This is a genomic window from Methylobacterium sp. J-059 (assembly GCF_022829485.1).
Classification (GTDB): Bacteria; Pseudomonadota; Alphaproteobacteria; order Rhizobiales; family Beijerinckiaceae; genus Methylobacterium.
In genome coordinates, this window is the sequence record NZ_JAKSYA010000175.1 from 1 (window position 1) to 16,326 (window position 16,326).

Sequence of the window (16,326 nt, forward strand, 5' to 3'; positions counted from 1 at the left end):
GAAGGCGCGGCCGAGCCGCCCGGGGGCGGTGTGGAAGCGGGCGAGGAACTGCGCCAGCCGCATCGTGGCGTCGGCGTTCCTCAGCCCGTCGACGGCGGCTGACAGGCGCGCGCCGATAGTCCGGGGTAGGCGGTAGCCTCCTCTGGGCCGCACCTGCGGCGCAGCCGTTGTCTCAATAGGCATCGTTCACGGTCCCTATAGGGCCGCGATCCAGGGTCCAGGCAAGCCGATCCCTGTGCGAAAAGCGGTGCTTTCGCTTGACTCCCAAGGGGAGATCATGGCTTGTGGGGAGCTGCATCGCGGCCCCACAAGGCCCCAGGTTTTCAGCACCCTCGTCCTTGCCGGGACGGGGGTGTTGGCTTTTCAGGGTCTAGCTCGCGGCGGTTGCTCTCCTGAATGGTCGGCTCACGACTCGCCTTAGCGAGCATGGCCGTGACCGCCCATGTCGGCTGGGCGGCACGGCTAAGTCAACGTTGCAGTCCCGCCTTCCCCATTCCTGACAGGTCAGCAGCACGACACGTTGTCGAGCTGACGTGATGACGTGTCAACACTGTGACGCGGAAACGGCCTGACGGGTTGCATCGTCACTCCGTCACGTTGATGAAGCGTAAACCTGTGGACGTGATGATGTGGCAGGCTGTCTGCTCGTCACCCTGTCAGGAGGTCAACGCGATGCACACGCTCGCTCTCGTTTCGCAGAAGGGAGGCGCCGGCAAGACGACGCTTGCCCTGCACCTCGCAGTCGCCGCTCATCGCGCCGGCCTTCAGGTCGCTATCGCCGACCTCGACCCGCAATCTTCGGCCTGGAAATGGTCCGAGCGCCGCAAGGATCATCCCGAGGCGGTCGTGACCTCCGCCGAGCAACTCGACCACGTGAAGGCGCAGGCCGCAGCCGGCGGCCTCGACCTGCTCATCATCGATAGCGCCCCGCACGCCGACCGACCTGCGCTCGTGGCCTGCAAGGCTGCCGACCTCATCCTGATCCCGTGCCGCGCCTCGATCCTCGATATCGACGCCATTGGACAGACCCACGACCTCACGACCATCGCGCGCAAACCGTCGTGGGTCGTGTTCAACGCGTGCAACACCTCGACCGAGTTCGACTTGGACGAGGCGCGCGCCGGGCTGCGGGAACGCGGTATCCCCCTCTACCCGGGCGCGGTTTATCAGCGGGTCTCCTACTCGCGTGGCTTCATTCCCGGCAGGACGGCTCAGGAGATTGAACCAGGGGGCAAGGCGGCTGCCGAGATAAATGATCTGTTCCGGTGGACGGCCGACCTGATGAGCCTCCCGCTTCCGCGAACCGCCAGCATCGAGGCCGCATAATGAACGCCGCACCCCGCTTCAGTCTCCGGGCTGCCGTGACCGACAGCGTATCGACCGGCCGCAAGGATGAGCTTCCCGAAGCCGTCGAAGCCGTCGAAGCCGCCCCGCCGCCGCCGGCACGTCAGCGAGCTGCAAAGGCAGCCGCCGAGCCGGCTCAGACCAAGCGCCCGACCACGCGACAGGGGGCGCGCGGCATCACCGTGTGGGTCGAGCCCGAGGTCTACCGGATGATTAAGCTGGTCGGCCTCGACGCGGACATGACCACTCAGGATGTGATGATGGAAGCGATCAACGACCTTCTCGCCAAGAAGGGGAAAGGGCGCATCGCGAAGACGCGGTGACACCTCACCGCACTGACGTGTTGACAGGTTGACGTGCTGCACGAAAACCAAGGACGAGCTTGATGCGTAAGATCCCGCTGCTGGTCGCCGCGGTGCTGATGGCGACCTCAGCCCTGGCTTAGCCTGCCAAGCGGCCGCCTGACTGCTCGCAGCGCTTCCTCGCTACGTGGCTGTGGAACCGAGAGGATGCCCTCCGGAACCTGCCCGAGAAACCATGCACCATGTACGGCGAGACAGGGATCTACATCTGCAGCAAGACTGGGTGCCAGCGGCCGTAAGGCGGCCGCCCGGCCTGGATGAGGTGCAGCGAAGGCGGCACCCTCGATCCCTTGACGGCCGGGGTCCAACCCGGGCGGCCTGACCGCACCCCAGGAGTTCCAACCCACCGGCGCGGCTCGGCGTATGACGCGCGCTCGAAAGAAGCCGGTCAAGCCGCTCCGCTCGGGAACTCTTGCGCGCCGGTCCGCATCTCTAGACGTTCCTTGCGAAGACAACCTTCAGCCCGCCCGGCTCGCCGCGGCGGGCTTTCTTTGGCCCCTTGCCGCAGTTCCGGCTAGGCGGGCGGCTGGAGCAGATGCCAGAGGTCCGCCCCGAACCAGATGACGAGATCGAGCGCGATCAGCGCGAACATGCCGGCCTGGAACAGGCTGTCCATCCGGTCGCCAGGGTCGCGAGCCTCGGGGTTCAGCGGCTCGCCTTTCAACTTCTGTCTCGGCGGCAGGAACGAGCCAGCCTTCCCCACGATCATCCCCCAGCTACGCAACACGGGCGCCGAGAAACGCCGCCAGGCTCTTTCCGTTTCAGCAATCCTTCGGCCCTACCGCGGCGGCATGTCCGACATCCCGCCCGCCGTCGCCTCCTGGCGCGACCAGATCGAGCGTCTGCCCGAGCACGCTTCGCCATGCCGGTATCTCCTGCCGGCGAAGTGGAAGGCGATGCGCGAGAACGCGCTCGCCTTCCTCGACCAGTTCGGCGCCGAGGCGTACCGGCTGGGCTGGACGGCCCCGCAACTGTTCGGCGTCCACCCGCAGCACGGCACCCTGTGCGTAGATTACTGCGGGGCCGTGAGTTAGCCGCAGCAGATCATCTGCTTGATGCCACCGGAAGCGAGGGCCTCCGATTGCTCCTGTTGTCCGTCTTGCCGCCGGATACGACGCGTCGCAATTCTCATGGCAGAGACCGCCACGCTCATCTGATGGCGCGGTAGCCGGCTCGTTCGCCAGGAGATCGGTAATGGAAGGCATTTTGAGTACGCCGGAGCAGGGGATCGCTCTCGTAAGGGGCGGCCACTACACCCAAACCGGCCTGTACACCGACGCACTTCGGGTGAACGAGCGGGTTGGCCGCGGGATCATGAATAGCGAGTGGCGGCGCGAGGCGGCGGAGCGCTCGTGCTCGGTCGAGTTCCACAAGCGCTTATGGCCCTGCTGGTCGGAAGCTTCAGATCGTGCCGTCGCCCGGATCCGGGCCGAGAAAGATCCCGTCAAGCTCAGCGAGATGTTCGGGGTTATCCTGGACAGTCGTTATGCCGATTTGATGGAGTTCGACCCCGCTTCGACTACATCTTGGCAGGACGCCGGCGAGATCCAGAACGATGTCAAGAAGGACAAATTTGGCGAGACGTTCCAGATCTCTGTGGTGTACGGCCGGATCGGCCGTGCACGGCACTCGTCCATCGACCCGATCCAAGCTCTGAGCCGGCAGATCGAACTGATTGATAAGCTGATGGTGTACCAGGATCAGCGGTCGCCGGGTGACCCCATCGCTTCGCTCTTGCGGCCCAAGCTGATCATCGCGCGGATCAGCTCGACCATCGAACGCATTGAGCGTACCCCCGGCTCGTCGGATGACGAGATACGCAAGGTTGTCGAGAAGACGGCCTTCTTCGAACTCATTCGCGCGTACAACGATATGGCGCCCAAGCTCTGGAAGGCGCCCTGGAACGCGCTGTCAACCGCCTCCCGCTTGCTGATGCGGCATCACTACCCCGATTTCTGGGAACGCCTGCAGAAGGCGGGTATGACGCTCGAAGAGGCCAAGAAGCTGAAGAGCTGGGACGGTGATTTTGCTGACTTCGAGGCTTGGTTGTCTGAGCAGGAGGATAACCGCGCGGCCTAGCTGAAAACACAGCCTGACCGGTGCTTGTGCCGGTCAGTCGCTTAGATCAGAGCTTAGATGGAGATCAGACATGGGCACCCAGAAAGTCAAGGTCACTAATACAGTTCCGCTAAGAGTCATAGCTACGTCTGTTGTACTTTTCTCAGTCGTGATGTGCGGTAGTTCGCGTGCAGGGAGCGTCGCTGTATCTAGATACGATGACACTAAATTAGAAAGTATAATGGAATATGATCGGACTATGCATAATTCAAATAACACAGGTGCAATCAAAGATAGATACGCATTTACAGGAGATATGAATATTTACGGAAATGTAAGAGTATCTATGAGCACTGAAGATATCCTAGAAGTATGTAGTGCAGACTTGCACAGTAAAATTGTATTTAATAAGCCTAATCAGAAAGCTGCAACAGAGGATCTACTGCTTGCGTAGATGTAAAATTTATATATGTCAGCTTTGGTAGCTCTATAAATACTGGTCAAACTGTGAGCAAGGGTGAAGTCACCCTTGCTCATTACATGCTTGTTTCGGTTGTCAGAAGCGTGGATAAGCTTTCGTACAGATATATTCTACGTCCGGTTTGTTCTCTTGGATTAACATTGCCTTGCCAGTAAGGCGATTTGCTGTAAAAGACCATTGTTCACTCCAGTGAATTGGTGTATTGTTGGTTCTTGGACTGAAGAACCCGCCATCGAAATGGACTTGGGTAGCGTTAGATGTATATCCGGTGATACCGCCCATGTGGTCGCCATAATCTTGCCAGCGTTCGACAACTCGGGCGAGGGATGCTGTGCCGGTCGGAGATGACAACCCAAAGCCGCCGTTAGGAGCACAAGGTGTCATGTCTGCAATGAACCTGCCGGAGATACAGCTAAGTACATAATCGAATTTCCGCTCTGCATTGAGCGTCATTGTCACATCCGGCTGCCCTTTAGCCGTACAGCGGATGATCTCCTTCGCGCATACGGCTGTCGAGATCACTAAGAGGGTTACGGCCAAAGCAGCCTTGGCTATCATCCACCTGCCCTCACCCTGCAAGGCGGCGCTGTAACACCCGCAGTTTCTGAGACACCGATCTGAAGCCTACCCGATCAGGACGCTCGCTGTCCCACCCGGTATCCAGCTGCCGATAAGTGCCATGGTCGCGCCGGTGATGGCTACCTGTGCCGCGGCTGTCGCGGCGCACATAGCCTCTGTCCAGCCGTTCAAAGCCGAGCGTCGCCTGACATTTCGGTAGAGCGCTCATGCCCATCCCGCAACGACAGCAGCTTGCACGGTGGCGACCGTGTATCCGTACAGAGCGTGCGCTGGGCTACGCGCCGGCTGAAGGATTAGACGCCCTTCGCTGCGAACCCCCAGATCGGGATGCCCCATTGCTGGCCGACCTTGTTTCTGTAGCCGGTGAGCCGCTCGAACGGGATCCTTTGCGCCTCGATGAACTCGGGCGGGCTCGCTCACCACCATCAGAACCACGCCTACTGCCACCTGAGCATGCGGTTGCCGGTGCACGATCCAGACCGGAAGAATAAAATCGCCTCACTTCCGGAAACAAAAATTCCATCTTAATCCGGATTTTGTTTTGTCATTCACTTCCGGAATACAAGCGGACCTCGTTTCCGGAATACAGTACAGCATATTAATCCTTACCCATGAATAAAGTTGTAGGCATTCTCTTCCTTGAGCGGATTGGCCTTGCGGGGCGAGGACCTGATCCGGGAGGAAGACATGATGATGCTGCACGATCTCCGCTTCCGGACTCTGTCAGCTATGCTGACCGCAGTTCTGTTCGTCGCAGCCTGCTCAATCTCGGTGACACCATCGCCGGCAGCTAAGAGCGGGATCTCGATGGTCTCCGCCATCACCAACAACCCCTACAAGGCGGTCCTCGATTATATCGCCGAGTGCGAGGGCACGGCCGGTGCACCTAATGGCGCTTACGCTGTCTCGCTCGATTACGGACGCTGGCTTCCGGATGGCAAGGAACAGGAGCTGACGAAGCTCACCATCGACCAGATCGACGAGTTGCAGACCTACATGCTTGCAAATCCCATGAACCGCGCCCGGTACGGGAACGGTATTGGTTCCTCGGCAATCGGGAAATACCAGATCGTGAGGGCCACATTGCGCCGCTTGAAGAAGCGGCTGGATCTTACGGGCAGTGAGCTGTTCGACGAGGCGATGCAGGATCGCCTTGCGGCCGAGTTGGTGCGTGGTCGTGGGGCAAACACCTCTCTTGGGAGGGAGTGGGCCTCTCTCCGCGGGAAGAAGCTCACGCGTGCCATCGATCTTGTGCGACAGATCAAGCCCTAATTGATGAGCGCCGGTTGGCCCGTTCAGCGGTTGCACCCGCTCTGAACGATGACCTGCTTGACTGTCTCATGGCTAACCCTGAGCCCCTTTCCGCTGATCGCGGCGGCAATCGGACGTAACGCCATGCCGGCACTCCGCAGCGCTACCATCTCGCGAATGGCCTCCTGCTCGGCCTCATGCTTGTCCAGAGCGCCATCGGTGCCGACCCGATATCCGAAGGGGACCTTGCCGCCGAGGTAGCGGCCACGGGCCTTCTGATCGGCCTTCACGTTCGAGATCCGCTCCCGGATGCGGTCGCGCTCCGCCTCGGCGAAAGCGGCTGCAATCGTCAGGAACAGCTTGCTCAGGCCGTTGCCGGCGATGTCACCGCCGAGGTCAAGCAGATGGAGTTTAACGCCACGCGCCTTGAGCCGCTCGACAACGTTGAGGGCATCCAGAGCCGACCGAAAGCAGCGATCCAGCTTCGCGGCGATCACGATGTCCCCGGCCCTCAGCTTGGCCAGCATGGCGGCACCGGCCGGGCGCTCGTTGAGCGGGATGGATCCGGACACGCCCTCTTCGACTAGGACGTCATCCAGCTGCAGGCCGTGCATCAGGGCATAGCCCTCGATCATGCGGCGCTGGACGTCGAGGCTCTCACCCTCGTTCGCTTGGCGGGCGGTCGAAACGCGCGCGTAGCCGTACACCGCCATATCGAGCCGCCTCTGTCAGCTTGTCAACTTGCAGACGAACCTGACAGGGGCCGAGTGTCGTGTCAACTTGCTTTAGCGCTCTGACACGAGTGGCTATGCTCCGGTCGTTTGCAGTTCATTGGCATGAGCAGTCGCCATACGCTTACAATCAGCGGACGGAATAGCGGACGCTTCATAACGCTTCGCTTTGCTCGAAACTGCTGCGATATGCTCTCTACACACCTGTGCACCCTGATGCCGGTGCGGCTAGGGTCCCACGATGGCGAATGAAGCCTTTGCCCGAGTTAAGATCGATCAGCTCCTGCGGGATGCTGATTGGCGCCTGACCGACGGCCGAAGCATTCGGTTCGAGTATCCACTCGATGACGGTGGCAAGGCAGATTATGTGCTTTTCGACCGGCAGGGCCGCGCGCTGGCGGTGCTGGAGGCTAAGAGCACGAGCGTCGATCTGACCGCGGGCGAGGCGCAGGGCCTGCGATATGCCGATGGGCTCGACGTGCCGTTCATCTTCCTGTCGAACGGCGAGGAGGTTTGGTTTCGCGACAAGGGGCAGGATGCCCATTTCCGCCGAGTCGAGACGGTGTTTGGTCCCGACGACCTAGCGCGCAGGAAGGCAGCGCGCGACGTCCGCAGAAACCCTCTCGACATCCCAATCGACACGCGCATCGCTGGTGCGGATGGGCGGATACATCAAACTGCCTGCATCGACGTCCTGTGCCGCGAGATCGTCGCCGGTCGGCGCAAGATGCTGGTCGAGATGGCGACCGGAACCGGTAAGACCCGCACCGCCGCGGCGTTGCTGAAACGCCTGTTCGAGGCAAGTTGGGTCACGCGGGCACTGTTCGTCGTCGATCGAAACACGCTCGCAATCCAGGCCGAGGATGCCTTTGCCGAACACCTGCCGCATCTGCCGTGTTACCGCGTGCCCCGCTCGGGGAGGCGCTTTCAGGACGAGAAGCGCGTCACGATCGTGACGCTTCAGACGCTGGTCAACGAGTACGAGAAATACTCGTCCGGCTATTTCGATCTCGTCATCGTCGATGAGTGCCACCGCAGCATATACGGGCAGTGGCGGGGGGCGCTCGACCATTTCGACGGAGTCAAAATCGGCCTCACGGCGACGCCTTGCGTAATGCGGGACGATCCCGACGCTGACGTGGAGGACCGTGCCGCCGTCCGGGATACCCTCCGCTTCTTCGAGGTCAATCGGCCGACCTACAGCTACGGGATGCGTGAGGCGATCGCCGATGGTCACCTCGTGCCCTATGAGATTTATCGCGCCATGACGGCCAGAACGGCGGCGACCGAGGGCTTCCCTGTTGCGCGATCGGAGATCGATTGGGATGCGCTCGACGCGGCGACCCGAACCGAACTGGAGCGCCTCTTCGCCGAGGGTGATCCGCTCACAGTTGACCCAGCCGCGCTCGAACGGAAGTTCACGATACCCGAACGCAATCGAGCTATGGTGCGCGAGTTCCGGCAGGTGCTGGAGGAGGGTTACGTTCTACCGAACGGCGTTCGGCGCGCTCCGGACTGGGGCAAGACGATCGTGTTCGCTGTCACCAAACGCCACGCGGAGACGCTCGCCCGCATGTTCGACGAAGCGTTTGCCGACAGGAAGCCTAACGCTTCGACCCGCTACGCCGACTTCGTAGTCTCAGGGCTTGGTCCGGACGATACCGTGGACGGTGCAGCAAAGATCAAACGGTTCAAGAAGGAGCCGTTTCCGCAGATCCTGGTCAGCGTGAACATGCTCGACACGGGCTTCGATTGCCCGGAGGTGCGCAACATCGTAATGGCGCGCTTCACCCACAGCTCGATCCTGTACCAGCAGATGCGGGGCCGCGGGACACGTCAGGCGCCGGGCAAAGACCGCTTCACGATTTGGGACTTCACAGGCGTCACCTTGCGGCATGGCGACGATGAGGATCCGGGTGAGGGGGGGGCCGTGATCGTGCGGCCAGCAGAAAAGCCTAAAGGCTCCCCACGACAAATGCTAACCCTCGACGTGCATGACGCGATCGACCCGGCGACGCGGGAATGGGTGACGGTGGACGAGACCGGTCACGCCTTCCTGGACGCTGACGAAGCGCGGGCCGAGGCGCTTGGCGCGGCGCTGGAGACGTGGCTCGACAGCCAAACGTTCAATGTCGACCAGTTGCGGCTCCTTCATATCGTCAAGGAACAGATCAAGGCCAATGCAGCCGAGCTTGCTTCCTTCAACAGCGGGCGCTTCGACGCCCCGCCGCTTTCCATGAACGGTGGCTTCCAACGAGCGCGAGCCGTGTTCGGCGGAGAGGCCGAACTCGAAGCTGTCCTGACGAGCCTGAACGAGGCCGTGTTCGGCGATCGCGCGCCCGAGCCGGCACCAGTCTCCGACGCGCCACGCCCGCCACGATCCCACTGACCCGAGCCCAACATGCCCTTCACCCCCGAGATGCGTCGCAAGGTCGATCAGATCCGCGACTACCTGTACGGTGGCGGCTACCCCGACCCACTGTCAAACGCGGAGCAGCTGAGCTTCCTGTTCTTCTTCTACATGATCGAGGGGATCGACGCAGCTAATGTTCGCCAAGCCAGGGCGACCGGCCGAGACTACGCCTCGCTGTTCACGGGCGATTGGACGCTGCGCAATTCGCTAAATGCCCCAAGTAAGGGCGTAGAGACGATCCCGCGCGAGCGGATGCGCTGGTCCTCTTGGGCTAACGCTCTATCAGGCGAGGGGCTCGTCATCTTTGTTCGCGACGAAGTGTTTCCATTCTTCGCCGGTGTCGGCGACGCTTATGGCATGAGCTTCATGGCGCAGGCCCGGCTCTCAGTGGACGAGCCGACCGTGCTCACCCAAATCGTGACGCTGGTGAACGAGCTGCGTCTGGAGGGGGCTGATCCAGATACCAAGGGCGACCTCTTCGAACACGTTCTGCGCCAAATCAAGCAGGCGGGTGAACTCGGCCAGTTCCGCACGCCGCGCCACATCATCCGGGCCATCGTCGACTTGGTCGATCCGAAGATCGGCGAGACGGTCTATGATCCGGCTGCCGGCACGGCGGGCTTCCTGGTCGCCGCTTACGAGCACATCCGGCTCGCCAATTCCTCTAACAATGGGCGCGAGGTGGCCGAGCTGGAAGGCAAGACCTTCGAGCGTGGCCTCGGCGACCGTCTGTCCGCCGCGCAATGGCGCCGGCTCCAGACCGGGACGTTCTATGGCAACGACGTCGATCCCAAGATGGTCAGCCTCGCCAGCATGAACCTCGCGCTCCGCGGCCTGCCGGACGTGCGCATCCTGAAGCGCAACGTGCTGACCACGAGCTTCGACCGGCAGGCGAAGGCCGAGCGCAGGCTGCCGCTCAACGGCTACGACGTGATCTTGGCCAACCCGCCATTCTCGGGCCGGCTTGACCGCGACCGCATCGTTGATGACGTCAAGATCGGAACCAGCACCGCGACCGAGTTGCTGTTCGTGAAGTACATGATCGACAGCCTGAGGCTGGGCGGGCGCTGCGGTGTGGTCGTGCCTGAGGGCGTGCTGTTTGGCTCCACTGGCGCCCACAAGGAGCTGCGCCGCATCCTGATGCAGAACAACCGCGTGGAGGCGGTACTGTCTCTGCCCGGGGGCGTGTTCCAGCCCTACTCGGGCGTGAAGACCTCGGTCCTAGTCTTCGCGGCGGGTGGCCGGACGGAGCGCGTCATGTTTCTCCACGCGAGCAACGACGGGTTCAAACTGGACGCCAACCACGACCAACCGATCGAGGCAGACGATCTTCCCGGCCTGATAGCCGCCTTCAACAGCCGGGAAGAGATGTGGGAGGATTGGCAGGCGCGCGATCCCACCTCGCCATGGGTGGAAAACTGGTGGTTCTCTGATGCCGCTGCGATCGAGCACGAAGACTGGAACCTCTCCGTCTCGCGCTATCGACCCGAGAGCCGCGAGGCAGCCGAGCATCGGAACCCGCGTGAGCTGCTGCAAGAACTGGAAGAGGATGTTCAGGCGGTTCTGGGCGACATTCAGGCGCTGGCGGCGGAGTTGCGGGGGGAGGCGGCGTGAGTGTCTGGCCAGCAGCCCCACTTGACGCGGTATGCGATGTTGTCGGCGGCGGGACGCCCTCTAGGGATAAGCCGGAGTTCTTCGGGGGTACCATCCCGTGGATCACTCCTACCGACGTAACCCGAAACAACGGACGCTATCTTTGTAGGGGAGCCGAGATGATCACGGAGCTTGGCCTGAAAAACAGCAGCGCCAAACTTCTACCCGCAAGGTCGGTCTTGCTGACGTCACGAGCAACAATTGGCTTTACCGTTATCAATACGGTTCCAGTCTCCACCAATCAGGGGTTCGCCAGTTTCATTTGCGGTCCAGAAGTCTGGCCTGAGTTTCTCGCCTACTGGCTTGAATTCTCGCGCGACCATTTGATCGCATTGGCTTCAGGCGCGACCTTCAAGGAGATCAATAAGTCCACTCTCAGGAAGCTATTGATCCCCCTCCCGCCGCTGGAAGAGCAGCGACGGATTGTGGGGTTGCTGGACCGAGCGGTGGAGATCAGGCGACGCGCCCACGCCGCCCGCGCCAAGGTCCGCGCCATCGTCCACGCCCTCTTCCTCGACGTGTTCGGCAACCCAGCGAGCAACCCGAAGGGCTGGCCGATCGTTGAATTGGGCAAAGTTATTGCCAGTATTACAGGCGGGAAAAACATTGAGGCCGGAAGTGGAATAAGTAAATATCGCATCATGAAAGTGAGCGCAGTTACATCCGGCGTATTCAAGCCTCATGAAGCTAAGCCGGCGCCAGACAATCATGTCCCGGCTGAACATCATCATGTACGAGAAGGGGATTTTCTATTTTCGAGAGCCAATACTAGCGACCTAGTTGGAGCTGTTGCTATAGTCGATAATGTTCCAAATGACTTACTACTACCTGATAAGATTTGGCGCATTGAATGGGTCGCAGGAAAGATGCGCCCAGAGTATGCATATTATCTTTTGCGATCCGATGAAATTAAGCGTGTGTTTGCAATAATTGGATCGGGTACAAGCAGCAGCATGAAAAATATTTCTCAAGCCAAGCTCGTTCGAGTACAAATTGCTTTGCCACCTATCGCTATTCAAAGAGCCTTCGCCGATCAGGCCCGACACCTCGAAGCTACCGCTCGTGCCTTGGATGCCGCCGCTATCAAGGCCGAAGCGATGGCCTCGGCACTCTCGGCGGAGGTGTTCGACGCGGGTCTGAACCAGCCCTTGCCTCAACGCGTCGGCGCGAGTGAGCCAAGCAGGGTGGCGGCGGAGTAACGGCGACCGGAACCGTCTTCGTTCACACGACCTCTTCGACCATGTCCCGCATGGCCCTGATCCAGCCGTTCAGTTCACGCCGGCGCTCGATCGCTTCGTTGGTGAACCGGCCGTGGCGGTAGCTGCCATTGGCCTTACCCCTAGGTGCGCCGGGTGAGGCACCGCCGTGCATACGGCAGCGGCCATTCGGCATCGCCGGCGAGCAGCAGGGGCTTCTGCTCCGGGTCTGAGCCCCACAGCGAGGCGACAGATGCATGGGATAGGGCCTTTGTATGGGGTTGCCCTCTGATTTCATCGGGAAGCCCCACCCCCACCCGGTAGCGCCTCAACCGTGCCAACGACGGCCTGACCGCCTGCGTGAACGTGAACATGCTCGACGGTGACCTTCTGGTGCCCCGCCTTGCCCCGGTGCCGGTTCAGCGCCTCTAGAAGCTGCACGTAGGTGCGAGAGAGCTTACCAGCGTGGCTGAGGTTTGATTGTCGACCCTCAAGGCTCTGCTCACCGATCATCGCGCGGCGGTAGCACTCCATGGAGGCGGAGTGCGCGGCAACCATTTGGGCTGCCAGCATGCCCTCAACCTCATCCTTGGGGGCAATCGATACGAGGGTGGCCAAGGCGGCTGAATGTAGCTTGTCTCTGCCGTCCTCGTCGGCGTGCGCGAGCCAGAGAGAGTGTACCGTTTGGTTCGCGATCACCCGGTTGAAGTCGTCGGAGCCGGACCCGCCGATAGGCCGTAGCTTGCCCGCTCCGGCGGCTGGATCGCTGACCCGCAGAACAGATGCCTTCTTGGGTGGTACCGCCATGTCAGGCTCTTCCTCCTCGAACGAGCTTTAGCCGGGGCTGTCCAACCACTTGGGCGAGACGCTCCAATTCCGGACCGAGACGGCGCAAGCCGTTCAGAAAATCGTCGAGCAGGACCGCGTTGAGCGGCACCGTGCGGAGCGACGGGTCGGCATCATCGTTCGGGCAGCGAGCCGACGGCTCGATCCAGGCTGCGTGCGTGTCCGCCCATTCGGCGAGGTGGTGCAGCCGGAGCGCCGCATGGTGGAGATCGGCGCTCAAGCGACCATCCTCTCAGTTTCAGCGATGTATCGGAGATAGCGTACCCGCGGCCGGCTCAGCCCATCGTGGCCGCGCTCAGCATTGGCGACATGGGACCGATTACGGATGGCGAGGCGCTGAGCGAGTTGCCACTGGGTTAGGCCAAGGTGCTCGCGCAACTGCCGGACTTCGTCAGCGCTCGTAAAGGTATCGTGTGGCGCTAGGGGGAAGAGATCCGGCTGCACCCGGTAGACCGTCGGCTTGGCCTTTGGAGGTGCCATAATAGCCGGGGGCTGAACGATGCGCCTGGTGAGGTTCCGAGAGGTCGTCCGGGCCCAAGGCGTTACGATGCCGGCATCGACGACCCGTTCGCGCAAGGCTGTCGATAGCTGAACACGATCGCCGCCGCCTTCGCCGAGCTGATGAGAGCCTCGAACGCGCGGCCCGAGAATGCGGGTGTAGTGCTGATTGCCCTGAGAAACCCGTTCGCCCGTTAGGTACGCGGTTACGTTCCGCCAATCAGCGTCCGTGTTTCTAATCTGCTGGAGGCCCTTACCGACTTCGCCGAGGTAGGGTCCGACTTTCGAATTCAGGAACTGCTTGGCCACCTTGTCGGACGCCGGGAAGATTAGGTTCGCATGGATGCCGCCGACGCTCTCCAGGACGCGTATCCAGTAGGGTTCTAGTCCCGCACGAGCCTGCATCTGGACGAGCAGGCTCGTTGCCTTGCTGAAGATGGCCCGTGCGTCCAGCTCCGGCAGGTCGAGAAGATGATCTCCAAGGACCGCGTACCAGCAGGGCTGCCTCAGGCCGCGCAGGTACACCATCGTGCCGGCCACCCGCCTGATCTCTGGAACGCTCATTCCCCACCCAAGAGCGGTGCGCCCGAGCCCTGAGCCTCTAACACTATAAGAAGGGGTGCTCAGTCCAATTCCGACGGCTGACGGGTTAAGCCCTTGCACATCAACGACTTGACTACCGCTAGAGACGAAGCCGCTTGTGATGGAATTTGATCGCGCCGGCATGCCCAATCTCCCTCGAAGCGGGCGACGCCAGGAGTGTATCCCGGAGGTCGGTCAGGCGTCTCGCATATGAGAACACTTTAGCAACATGCATGGTTGCCGGGTCAAGGCGCGCTCCGATGCGTCTCCCTTATCTGAGACCGACTAACCGCTGCTTCAGTCTCAGCATCTGCTGATAAGAACTGTCACCACCATGGCGGAGCAAGCGCGAGCCCAGATCATAAGCCGACCGGCCACACTTCCACACCGAACAGGGGCGCCGGATGCAGCGCGATCACTGGCCGCTGAGCAAGGAGGTCCGCGGTTTCGGTGGCGTGTGATCCGAGGTAGCGCCGGACGGCCGCAAGAGCATCTTCCTCGTCGCGCACTCCGATTGAGCGGCCGAGTACGTCGACGCGCCGGCCAGTGTACCCGGGATCGTGTGGACTGAAGCCCAAGGACGAGGGTCCGAAGTCACAAGATTGATGCCAGCGGGGCGGGAACTCGCCGTCAGGGTGCGTGTGGAAGAACCCCCAAACGTCGAGGTCCTTCACGCCATGCTGACCGTTCACGCGGTGGAGCGCCGCGCCCTGACACAGGGCGAGCATCAAAAGGCGGCCCCGATACCGGCCGGAGCCATCCGGCCGGTTGTCGAACAAGGTCTCGAAGATCGGTACCGCGAGTGTGACGAGGTGGTGCAGGTGCTCGTCGGTCAGCGGCTCGTAGCACCGCGGGACTCCATCGCAGGGCATCAGCGTCTCAGTTCGTTATAACGAGCAACGAAGTGCCGGATTTGGCAGGTAACAAGTTCAAGGTCGCCGCCATTGCCTCCGCCGATTGTCACCTCTTCAAGGGCGAACCCGCATTCCGCCTTGACGTAGCTGTCCCATGCAGCCTGAGAACGCCTTAAGCCGGCCTTCAGCTGTTTTACGCGATCGGCACCAGAAACTCCGTACCTGTCGCCGTCGGCAGCCTCGGTCTCAGCCTCGGCCATGCGCTTTTTAAATTCCGCATTCACACGGATGCGGAGGGCAGCGACTTGATCAGCGTAACAACCGCCCTTCTCAACATGGGAGAGATCGTCCCGGCAGCGACCTGTGTAATTCGACGTCCGTTCTTGATACGGCAGCCGTAGCGTCGGTCGGTAAGCGTTCCGCTGCGACGCCAGCTTGAGGAATGGTCAAGGCGGTTGTGATAGCGACTTGTAAGAGAAGGCTACGCATCGAGATGCCTCACTATGGTTTTTGGGCGGATTTCATTTCCGTCCCTCTTCACGGGGCGTTCCACAAACCAAAGCCTTATCGAGACGGCTCGCCCGCCTCCCGGATTAACTTCGTTGATGTAAACCGGGCTGACCGGTTTCTTGATAAGCCTCTGCTAAATTTTTTCTTCCGGTAGCCCTTTGCGACCTCTCAGTGACGCGCTGACGGCGCCTTACTAGATCATTGGTACTCGTGCCCGGGCACCGTTGAACCCCACCCTCGGCGGGCCGCCGCTCGATCCAGGACAGCCAGACCTTACTGACGATGCGCACGACATTCAGGTCCATGGATCCGCGCCGAAAGCTCGTTGAGGTGCAACGTGAGCCCGACCCTGCCTTCCGGCAGCTATGCTCGGTTTACGCTGCTCTGCCCTCTAGGGCTTTCCGCCATCGGTCGAGAGCAGCTTCTAGGGAGGTGTTCGGTTCAGTGGGTTTCATCTCGCCAAAAGAGAACGCTTTCGCTTGAGTTTGTCTTTTGGCGAGGAGCGGCGCTGGCTTTGGGGCCGCAGGGAGGCTCACATGCGGCCGAGGCGCCGTGGACGAGGTGATGGGCCGGCGAGCCGGCGAACCCGCTCCCCGGTCCCGCTTTGCAGCCGCATTGGCCTTCTCAAACAGCACGAAGAACTCGGGCGCGAACCGCCAGAACACCGGCTTGCGGTGTAGCCCTTCAGCCGTCGCCCGGTAGGCCGAGCCCGGCATCGCCTCACGGACGACGAACCCGATGCGCTCCAGAGCTGCCAGGGCTCCCCTCACCCGCGCCTCGGTCAGCTCCAGCTCGCCGTGCACGGCCAGCGCGATCCGATCGACGGGGAAGGCGCGGCCGAGCCGCCCGGGGGCGGTGTGGAAGCGGGCGAGGAACTGCGCCAGCCGCATCGTGGCGTCGGCGTTCCTCAGCCCGTCGACGGCGGCTGACAGGCGCGCGCCGATAGTCCGGGGTAGGCGGTAGCCTCC

The 16,326-nt window shown here is 61.6% G+C and carries 19 protein-coding genes and 1 pseudogene; 9 read left to right on the forward strand and 11 right to left on the reverse strand.

The genetic code is table 11. From position 1 onward, the window contains the following. Positions 1 to 183 (reverse strand): annotated as a pseudogene (locus MKK55_RS26745) (hypothetical protein); the annotation flags it as partial. Positions 184 to 672: 489 nt separating this feature from the next. Here MKK55_RS26745 and MKK55_RS26750 point away from each other — a divergent pair. Beyond that, entirely contained in the window at positions 673 to 1,326 is a 654-nt protein-coding gene (locus tag MKK55_RS26750) for a ParA family protein (protein WP_243938621.1), read from the forward strand. After that, positions 1,326 to 1,667 (forward strand): ribbon-helix-helix domain-containing protein, encoded by a 342-nt coding sequence (locus tag MKK55_RS26755; RefSeq protein WP_243938623.1) that lies wholly within the window; start codon positions 1,326 to 1,328, stop codon positions 1,665 to 1,667. The genes MKK55_RS26750 and MKK55_RS26755 overlap by 1 nt, the downstream gene beginning before the upstream one ends. Before the next feature lie 553 nt (positions 1,668 to 2,220). Here the strand turns inward: MKK55_RS26755 and MKK55_RS26760 are convergent. Continuing rightward, entirely contained in the window at positions 2,221 to 2,370 is a 150-nt protein-coding gene (locus tag MKK55_RS26760; RefSeq protein ID WP_243938625.1) for a hypothetical protein, read from the reverse strand. A 127-nt stretch (positions 2,371 to 2,497) separates the two neighbouring features. Between MKK55_RS26760 and MKK55_RS26765 the strand changes: the two genes are divergently transcribed. The 3 genes from MKK55_RS26765 (at position 2,498) to MKK55_RS26775 (ending at position 4,218) form a co-directional block, all read left to right on the forward strand. Continuing rightward, positions 2,498 to 2,740: a hypothetical protein gene (locus tag MKK55_RS26765; protein ID WP_243938627.1), complete on the forward strand. Its 243-nt coding sequence runs from the start codon at positions 2,498 to 2,500 to the stop codon at positions 2,738 to 2,740. 160 nt (positions 2,741 to 2,900) lie between these two features. Further along, positions 2,901 to 3,785, forward strand: coding sequence for a hypothetical protein (locus MKK55_RS26770; protein WP_243938629.1), 885 nt, complete (start codon positions 2,901 to 2,903; stop codon positions 3,783 to 3,785). A 70-nt stretch (positions 3,786 to 3,855) separates the two neighbouring features. Next, a complete protein-coding gene (locus MKK55_RS26775; RefSeq protein ID WP_243938631.1) occupies positions 3,856 to 4,218 on the forward strand; it encodes a hypothetical protein in 363 nt (120 codons plus the stop codon). A gap of 102 nt (positions 4,219 to 4,320) precedes the next feature. Here MKK55_RS26775 and MKK55_RS26780 read toward each other — a convergent pair whose 3' ends face one another. Then, positions 4,321 to 4,803 (reverse strand): hypothetical protein, encoded by a 483-nt coding sequence (locus MKK55_RS26780; protein WP_243938633.1) that lies wholly within the window; start codon positions 4,801 to 4,803, stop codon positions 4,321 to 4,323. 708 nt (positions 4,804 to 5,511) lie between these two features. On the opposite strand from MKK55_RS26780, the gene MKK55_RS26785 reads away from it, so the two are divergent. Continuing rightward, positions 5,512 to 6,096 carry a hypothetical protein gene (locus tag MKK55_RS26785; protein WP_243938635.1) on the forward strand — a complete coding sequence of 195 codons (585 nt, stop codon included), beginning with the start codon at positions 5,512 to 5,514 and terminating at the stop codon, positions 6,094 to 6,096. A 23-nt stretch (positions 6,097 to 6,119) separates the two neighbouring features. Here the strand turns inward: MKK55_RS26785 and MKK55_RS26790 are convergent, their stop codons facing one another. After that, a complete protein-coding gene (locus MKK55_RS26790) occupies positions 6,120 to 6,788 on the reverse strand; it encodes a recombinase family protein (protein WP_243938637.1) in 669 nt (222 codons plus the stop codon). 259 nt (positions 6,789 to 7,047) lie between these two features. Between MKK55_RS26790 and MKK55_RS26795 the strand changes: the two genes are divergently transcribed. The 3 genes from MKK55_RS26795 to MKK55_RS26805 are packed head-to-tail and all read left to right on the forward strand — an operon-like array spanning position 7,048 to position 12,071. Beyond that, positions 7,048 to 9,195 carry a DEAD/DEAH box helicase family protein gene (locus tag MKK55_RS26795; RefSeq protein WP_243938639.1) on the forward strand — a complete coding sequence of 716 codons (2,148 nt, stop codon included), beginning with the start codon at positions 7,048 to 7,050 and terminating at the stop codon, positions 9,193 to 9,195. A 12-nt stretch (positions 9,196 to 9,207) separates the two neighbouring features. Beyond that, positions 9,208 to 10,833, forward strand: a complete 1,626-nt coding sequence (locus tag MKK55_RS26800; protein WP_243938641.1) for a class I SAM-dependent DNA methyltransferase — start codon at positions 9,208 to 9,210, stop codon at positions 10,831 to 10,833. Beyond that, positions 10,830 to 12,071, forward strand: coding sequence for a restriction endonuclease subunit S (locus tag MKK55_RS26805; RefSeq protein WP_243938643.1), 1,242 nt, complete (start codon positions 10,830 to 10,832; stop codon positions 12,069 to 12,071). Before MKK55_RS26800 ends, MKK55_RS26805 begins: the two co-directional genes overlap by 4 nt. 22 nt (positions 12,072 to 12,093) lie before the next feature. On the opposite strand, the gene MKK55_RS29150 is transcribed toward MKK55_RS26805, so the two are convergent. The 7 genes from MKK55_RS29150 to MKK55_RS26835 form a co-directional block, all read right to left on the reverse strand. Continuing rightward, a complete protein-coding gene (locus MKK55_RS29150; RefSeq protein WP_313898986.1) occupies positions 12,094 to 12,366 on the reverse strand; it encodes an HGGxSTG domain-containing protein in 273 nt (90 codons plus the stop codon). After that, entirely contained in the window at positions 12,363 to 12,875 is a 513-nt protein-coding gene (locus tag MKK55_RS26810; RefSeq protein WP_243938645.1) for a hypothetical protein, read from the reverse strand. Before MKK55_RS26810 ends, MKK55_RS29150 begins: the two co-directional genes overlap by 4 nt. A gap of 1 nt (position 12,876) precedes the next feature. Then, positions 12,877 to 13,134 (reverse strand): hypothetical protein, encoded by a 258-nt coding sequence (locus MKK55_RS26815; protein WP_243938647.1) that lies wholly within the window; start codon positions 13,132 to 13,134, stop codon positions 12,877 to 12,879. After that, positions 13,131 to 13,940 (reverse strand): helix-turn-helix transcriptional regulator, encoded by an 810-nt coding sequence (locus MKK55_RS26820; RefSeq protein WP_243938649.1) that lies wholly within the window; start codon positions 13,938 to 13,940, stop codon positions 13,131 to 13,133. Before MKK55_RS26820 ends, MKK55_RS26815 begins: the two co-directional genes overlap by 4 nt. 413 nt (positions 13,941 to 14,353) lie before the next feature. Then, positions 14,354 to 14,866: a hypothetical protein gene (locus MKK55_RS26825; RefSeq protein ID WP_243938651.1), complete on the reverse strand. Its 513-nt coding sequence runs from the start codon at positions 14,864 to 14,866 to the stop codon at positions 14,354 to 14,356. Continuing rightward, positions 14,866 to 15,282, reverse strand: coding sequence for a lysozyme inhibitor LprI family protein (locus tag MKK55_RS26830; protein ID WP_313898987.1), 417 nt, complete (start codon positions 15,280 to 15,282; stop codon positions 14,866 to 14,868). The genes MKK55_RS26825 and MKK55_RS26830 overlap by 1 nt, the downstream gene beginning before the upstream one ends. A gap of 450 nt (positions 15,283 to 15,732) precedes the next feature. Further along, the coding region (locus MKK55_RS26835) for a hypothetical protein (RefSeq protein WP_243938653.1) at positions 15,733 to 16,326 on the reverse strand (594 nt) is incomplete at its 5' end.

What these genes read in the sequence shown, in the direction of transcription:
- MKK55_RS26750 (WP_243938621.1), top strand. Translation starts at nt 673, where the DNA reads ATGCACACGCTCGCTCTCGTTTCGCAGAAGGGAGGCGCCGGCAAGACG.
- MKK55_RS26755 (WP_243938623.1), top strand. Translation starts at nt 1,326, where the DNA reads ATGAACGCCGCACCCCGCTTCAGTCTCCGGGCTGCCGTGACCGACAGC.
- MKK55_RS26765 (WP_243938627.1), top strand. Translation starts at nt 2,498, where the DNA reads ATGTCCGACATCCCGCCCGCCGTCGCCTCCTGGCGCGACCAGATCGAG.
- MKK55_RS26770 (WP_243938629.1), top strand. Translation starts at nt 2,901, where the DNA reads ATGGAAGGCATTTTGAGTACGCCGGAGCAGGGGATCGCTCTCGTAAGG.
- MKK55_RS26775 (WP_243938631.1), top strand. Translation starts at nt 3,856, where the DNA reads ATGGGCACCCAGAAAGTCAAGGTCACTAATACAGTTCCGCTAAGAGTC.
- MKK55_RS26780 (WP_243938633.1), bottom strand. Translation starts at nt 4,803, where the DNA reads ATGATAGCCAAGGCTGCTTTGGCCGTAACCCTCTTAGTGATCTCGACA.
- MKK55_RS26785 (WP_243938635.1), top strand. Translation starts at nt 5,512, where the DNA reads ATGATGATGCTGCACGATCTCCGCTTCCGGACTCTGTCAGCTATGCTG.
- MKK55_RS26790 (WP_243938637.1), bottom strand. Translation starts at nt 6,788, where the DNA reads ATGGCGGTGTACGGCTACGCGCGCGTTTCGACCGCCCGCCAAGCGAAC.
- MKK55_RS26795 (WP_243938639.1), top strand. Translation starts at nt 7,048, where the DNA reads ATGGCGAATGAAGCCTTTGCCCGAGTTAAGATCGATCAGCTCCTGCGG.
- MKK55_RS26800 (WP_243938641.1), top strand. Translation starts at nt 9,208, where the DNA reads ATGCCCTTCACCCCCGAGATGCGTCGCAAGGTCGATCAGATCCGCGAC.
- MKK55_RS29150 (WP_313898986.1), bottom strand. Translation starts at nt 12,366, where the DNA reads ATGAAATCAGAGGGCAACCCCATACAAAGGCCCTATCCCATGCATCTG.
- MKK55_RS26810 (WP_243938645.1), bottom strand. Translation starts at nt 12,875, where the DNA reads ATGGCGGTACCACCCAAGAAGGCATCTGTTCTGCGGGTCAGCGATCCA.
- MKK55_RS26820 (WP_243938649.1), bottom strand. Translation starts at nt 13,940, where the DNA reads ATGGTGTACCTGCGCGGCCTGAGGCAGCCCTGCTGGTACGCGGTCCTT.
- MKK55_RS26825 (WP_243938651.1), bottom strand. Translation starts at nt 14,866, where the DNA reads ATGCCCTGCGATGGAGTCCCGCGGTGCTACGAGCCGCTGACCGACGAG.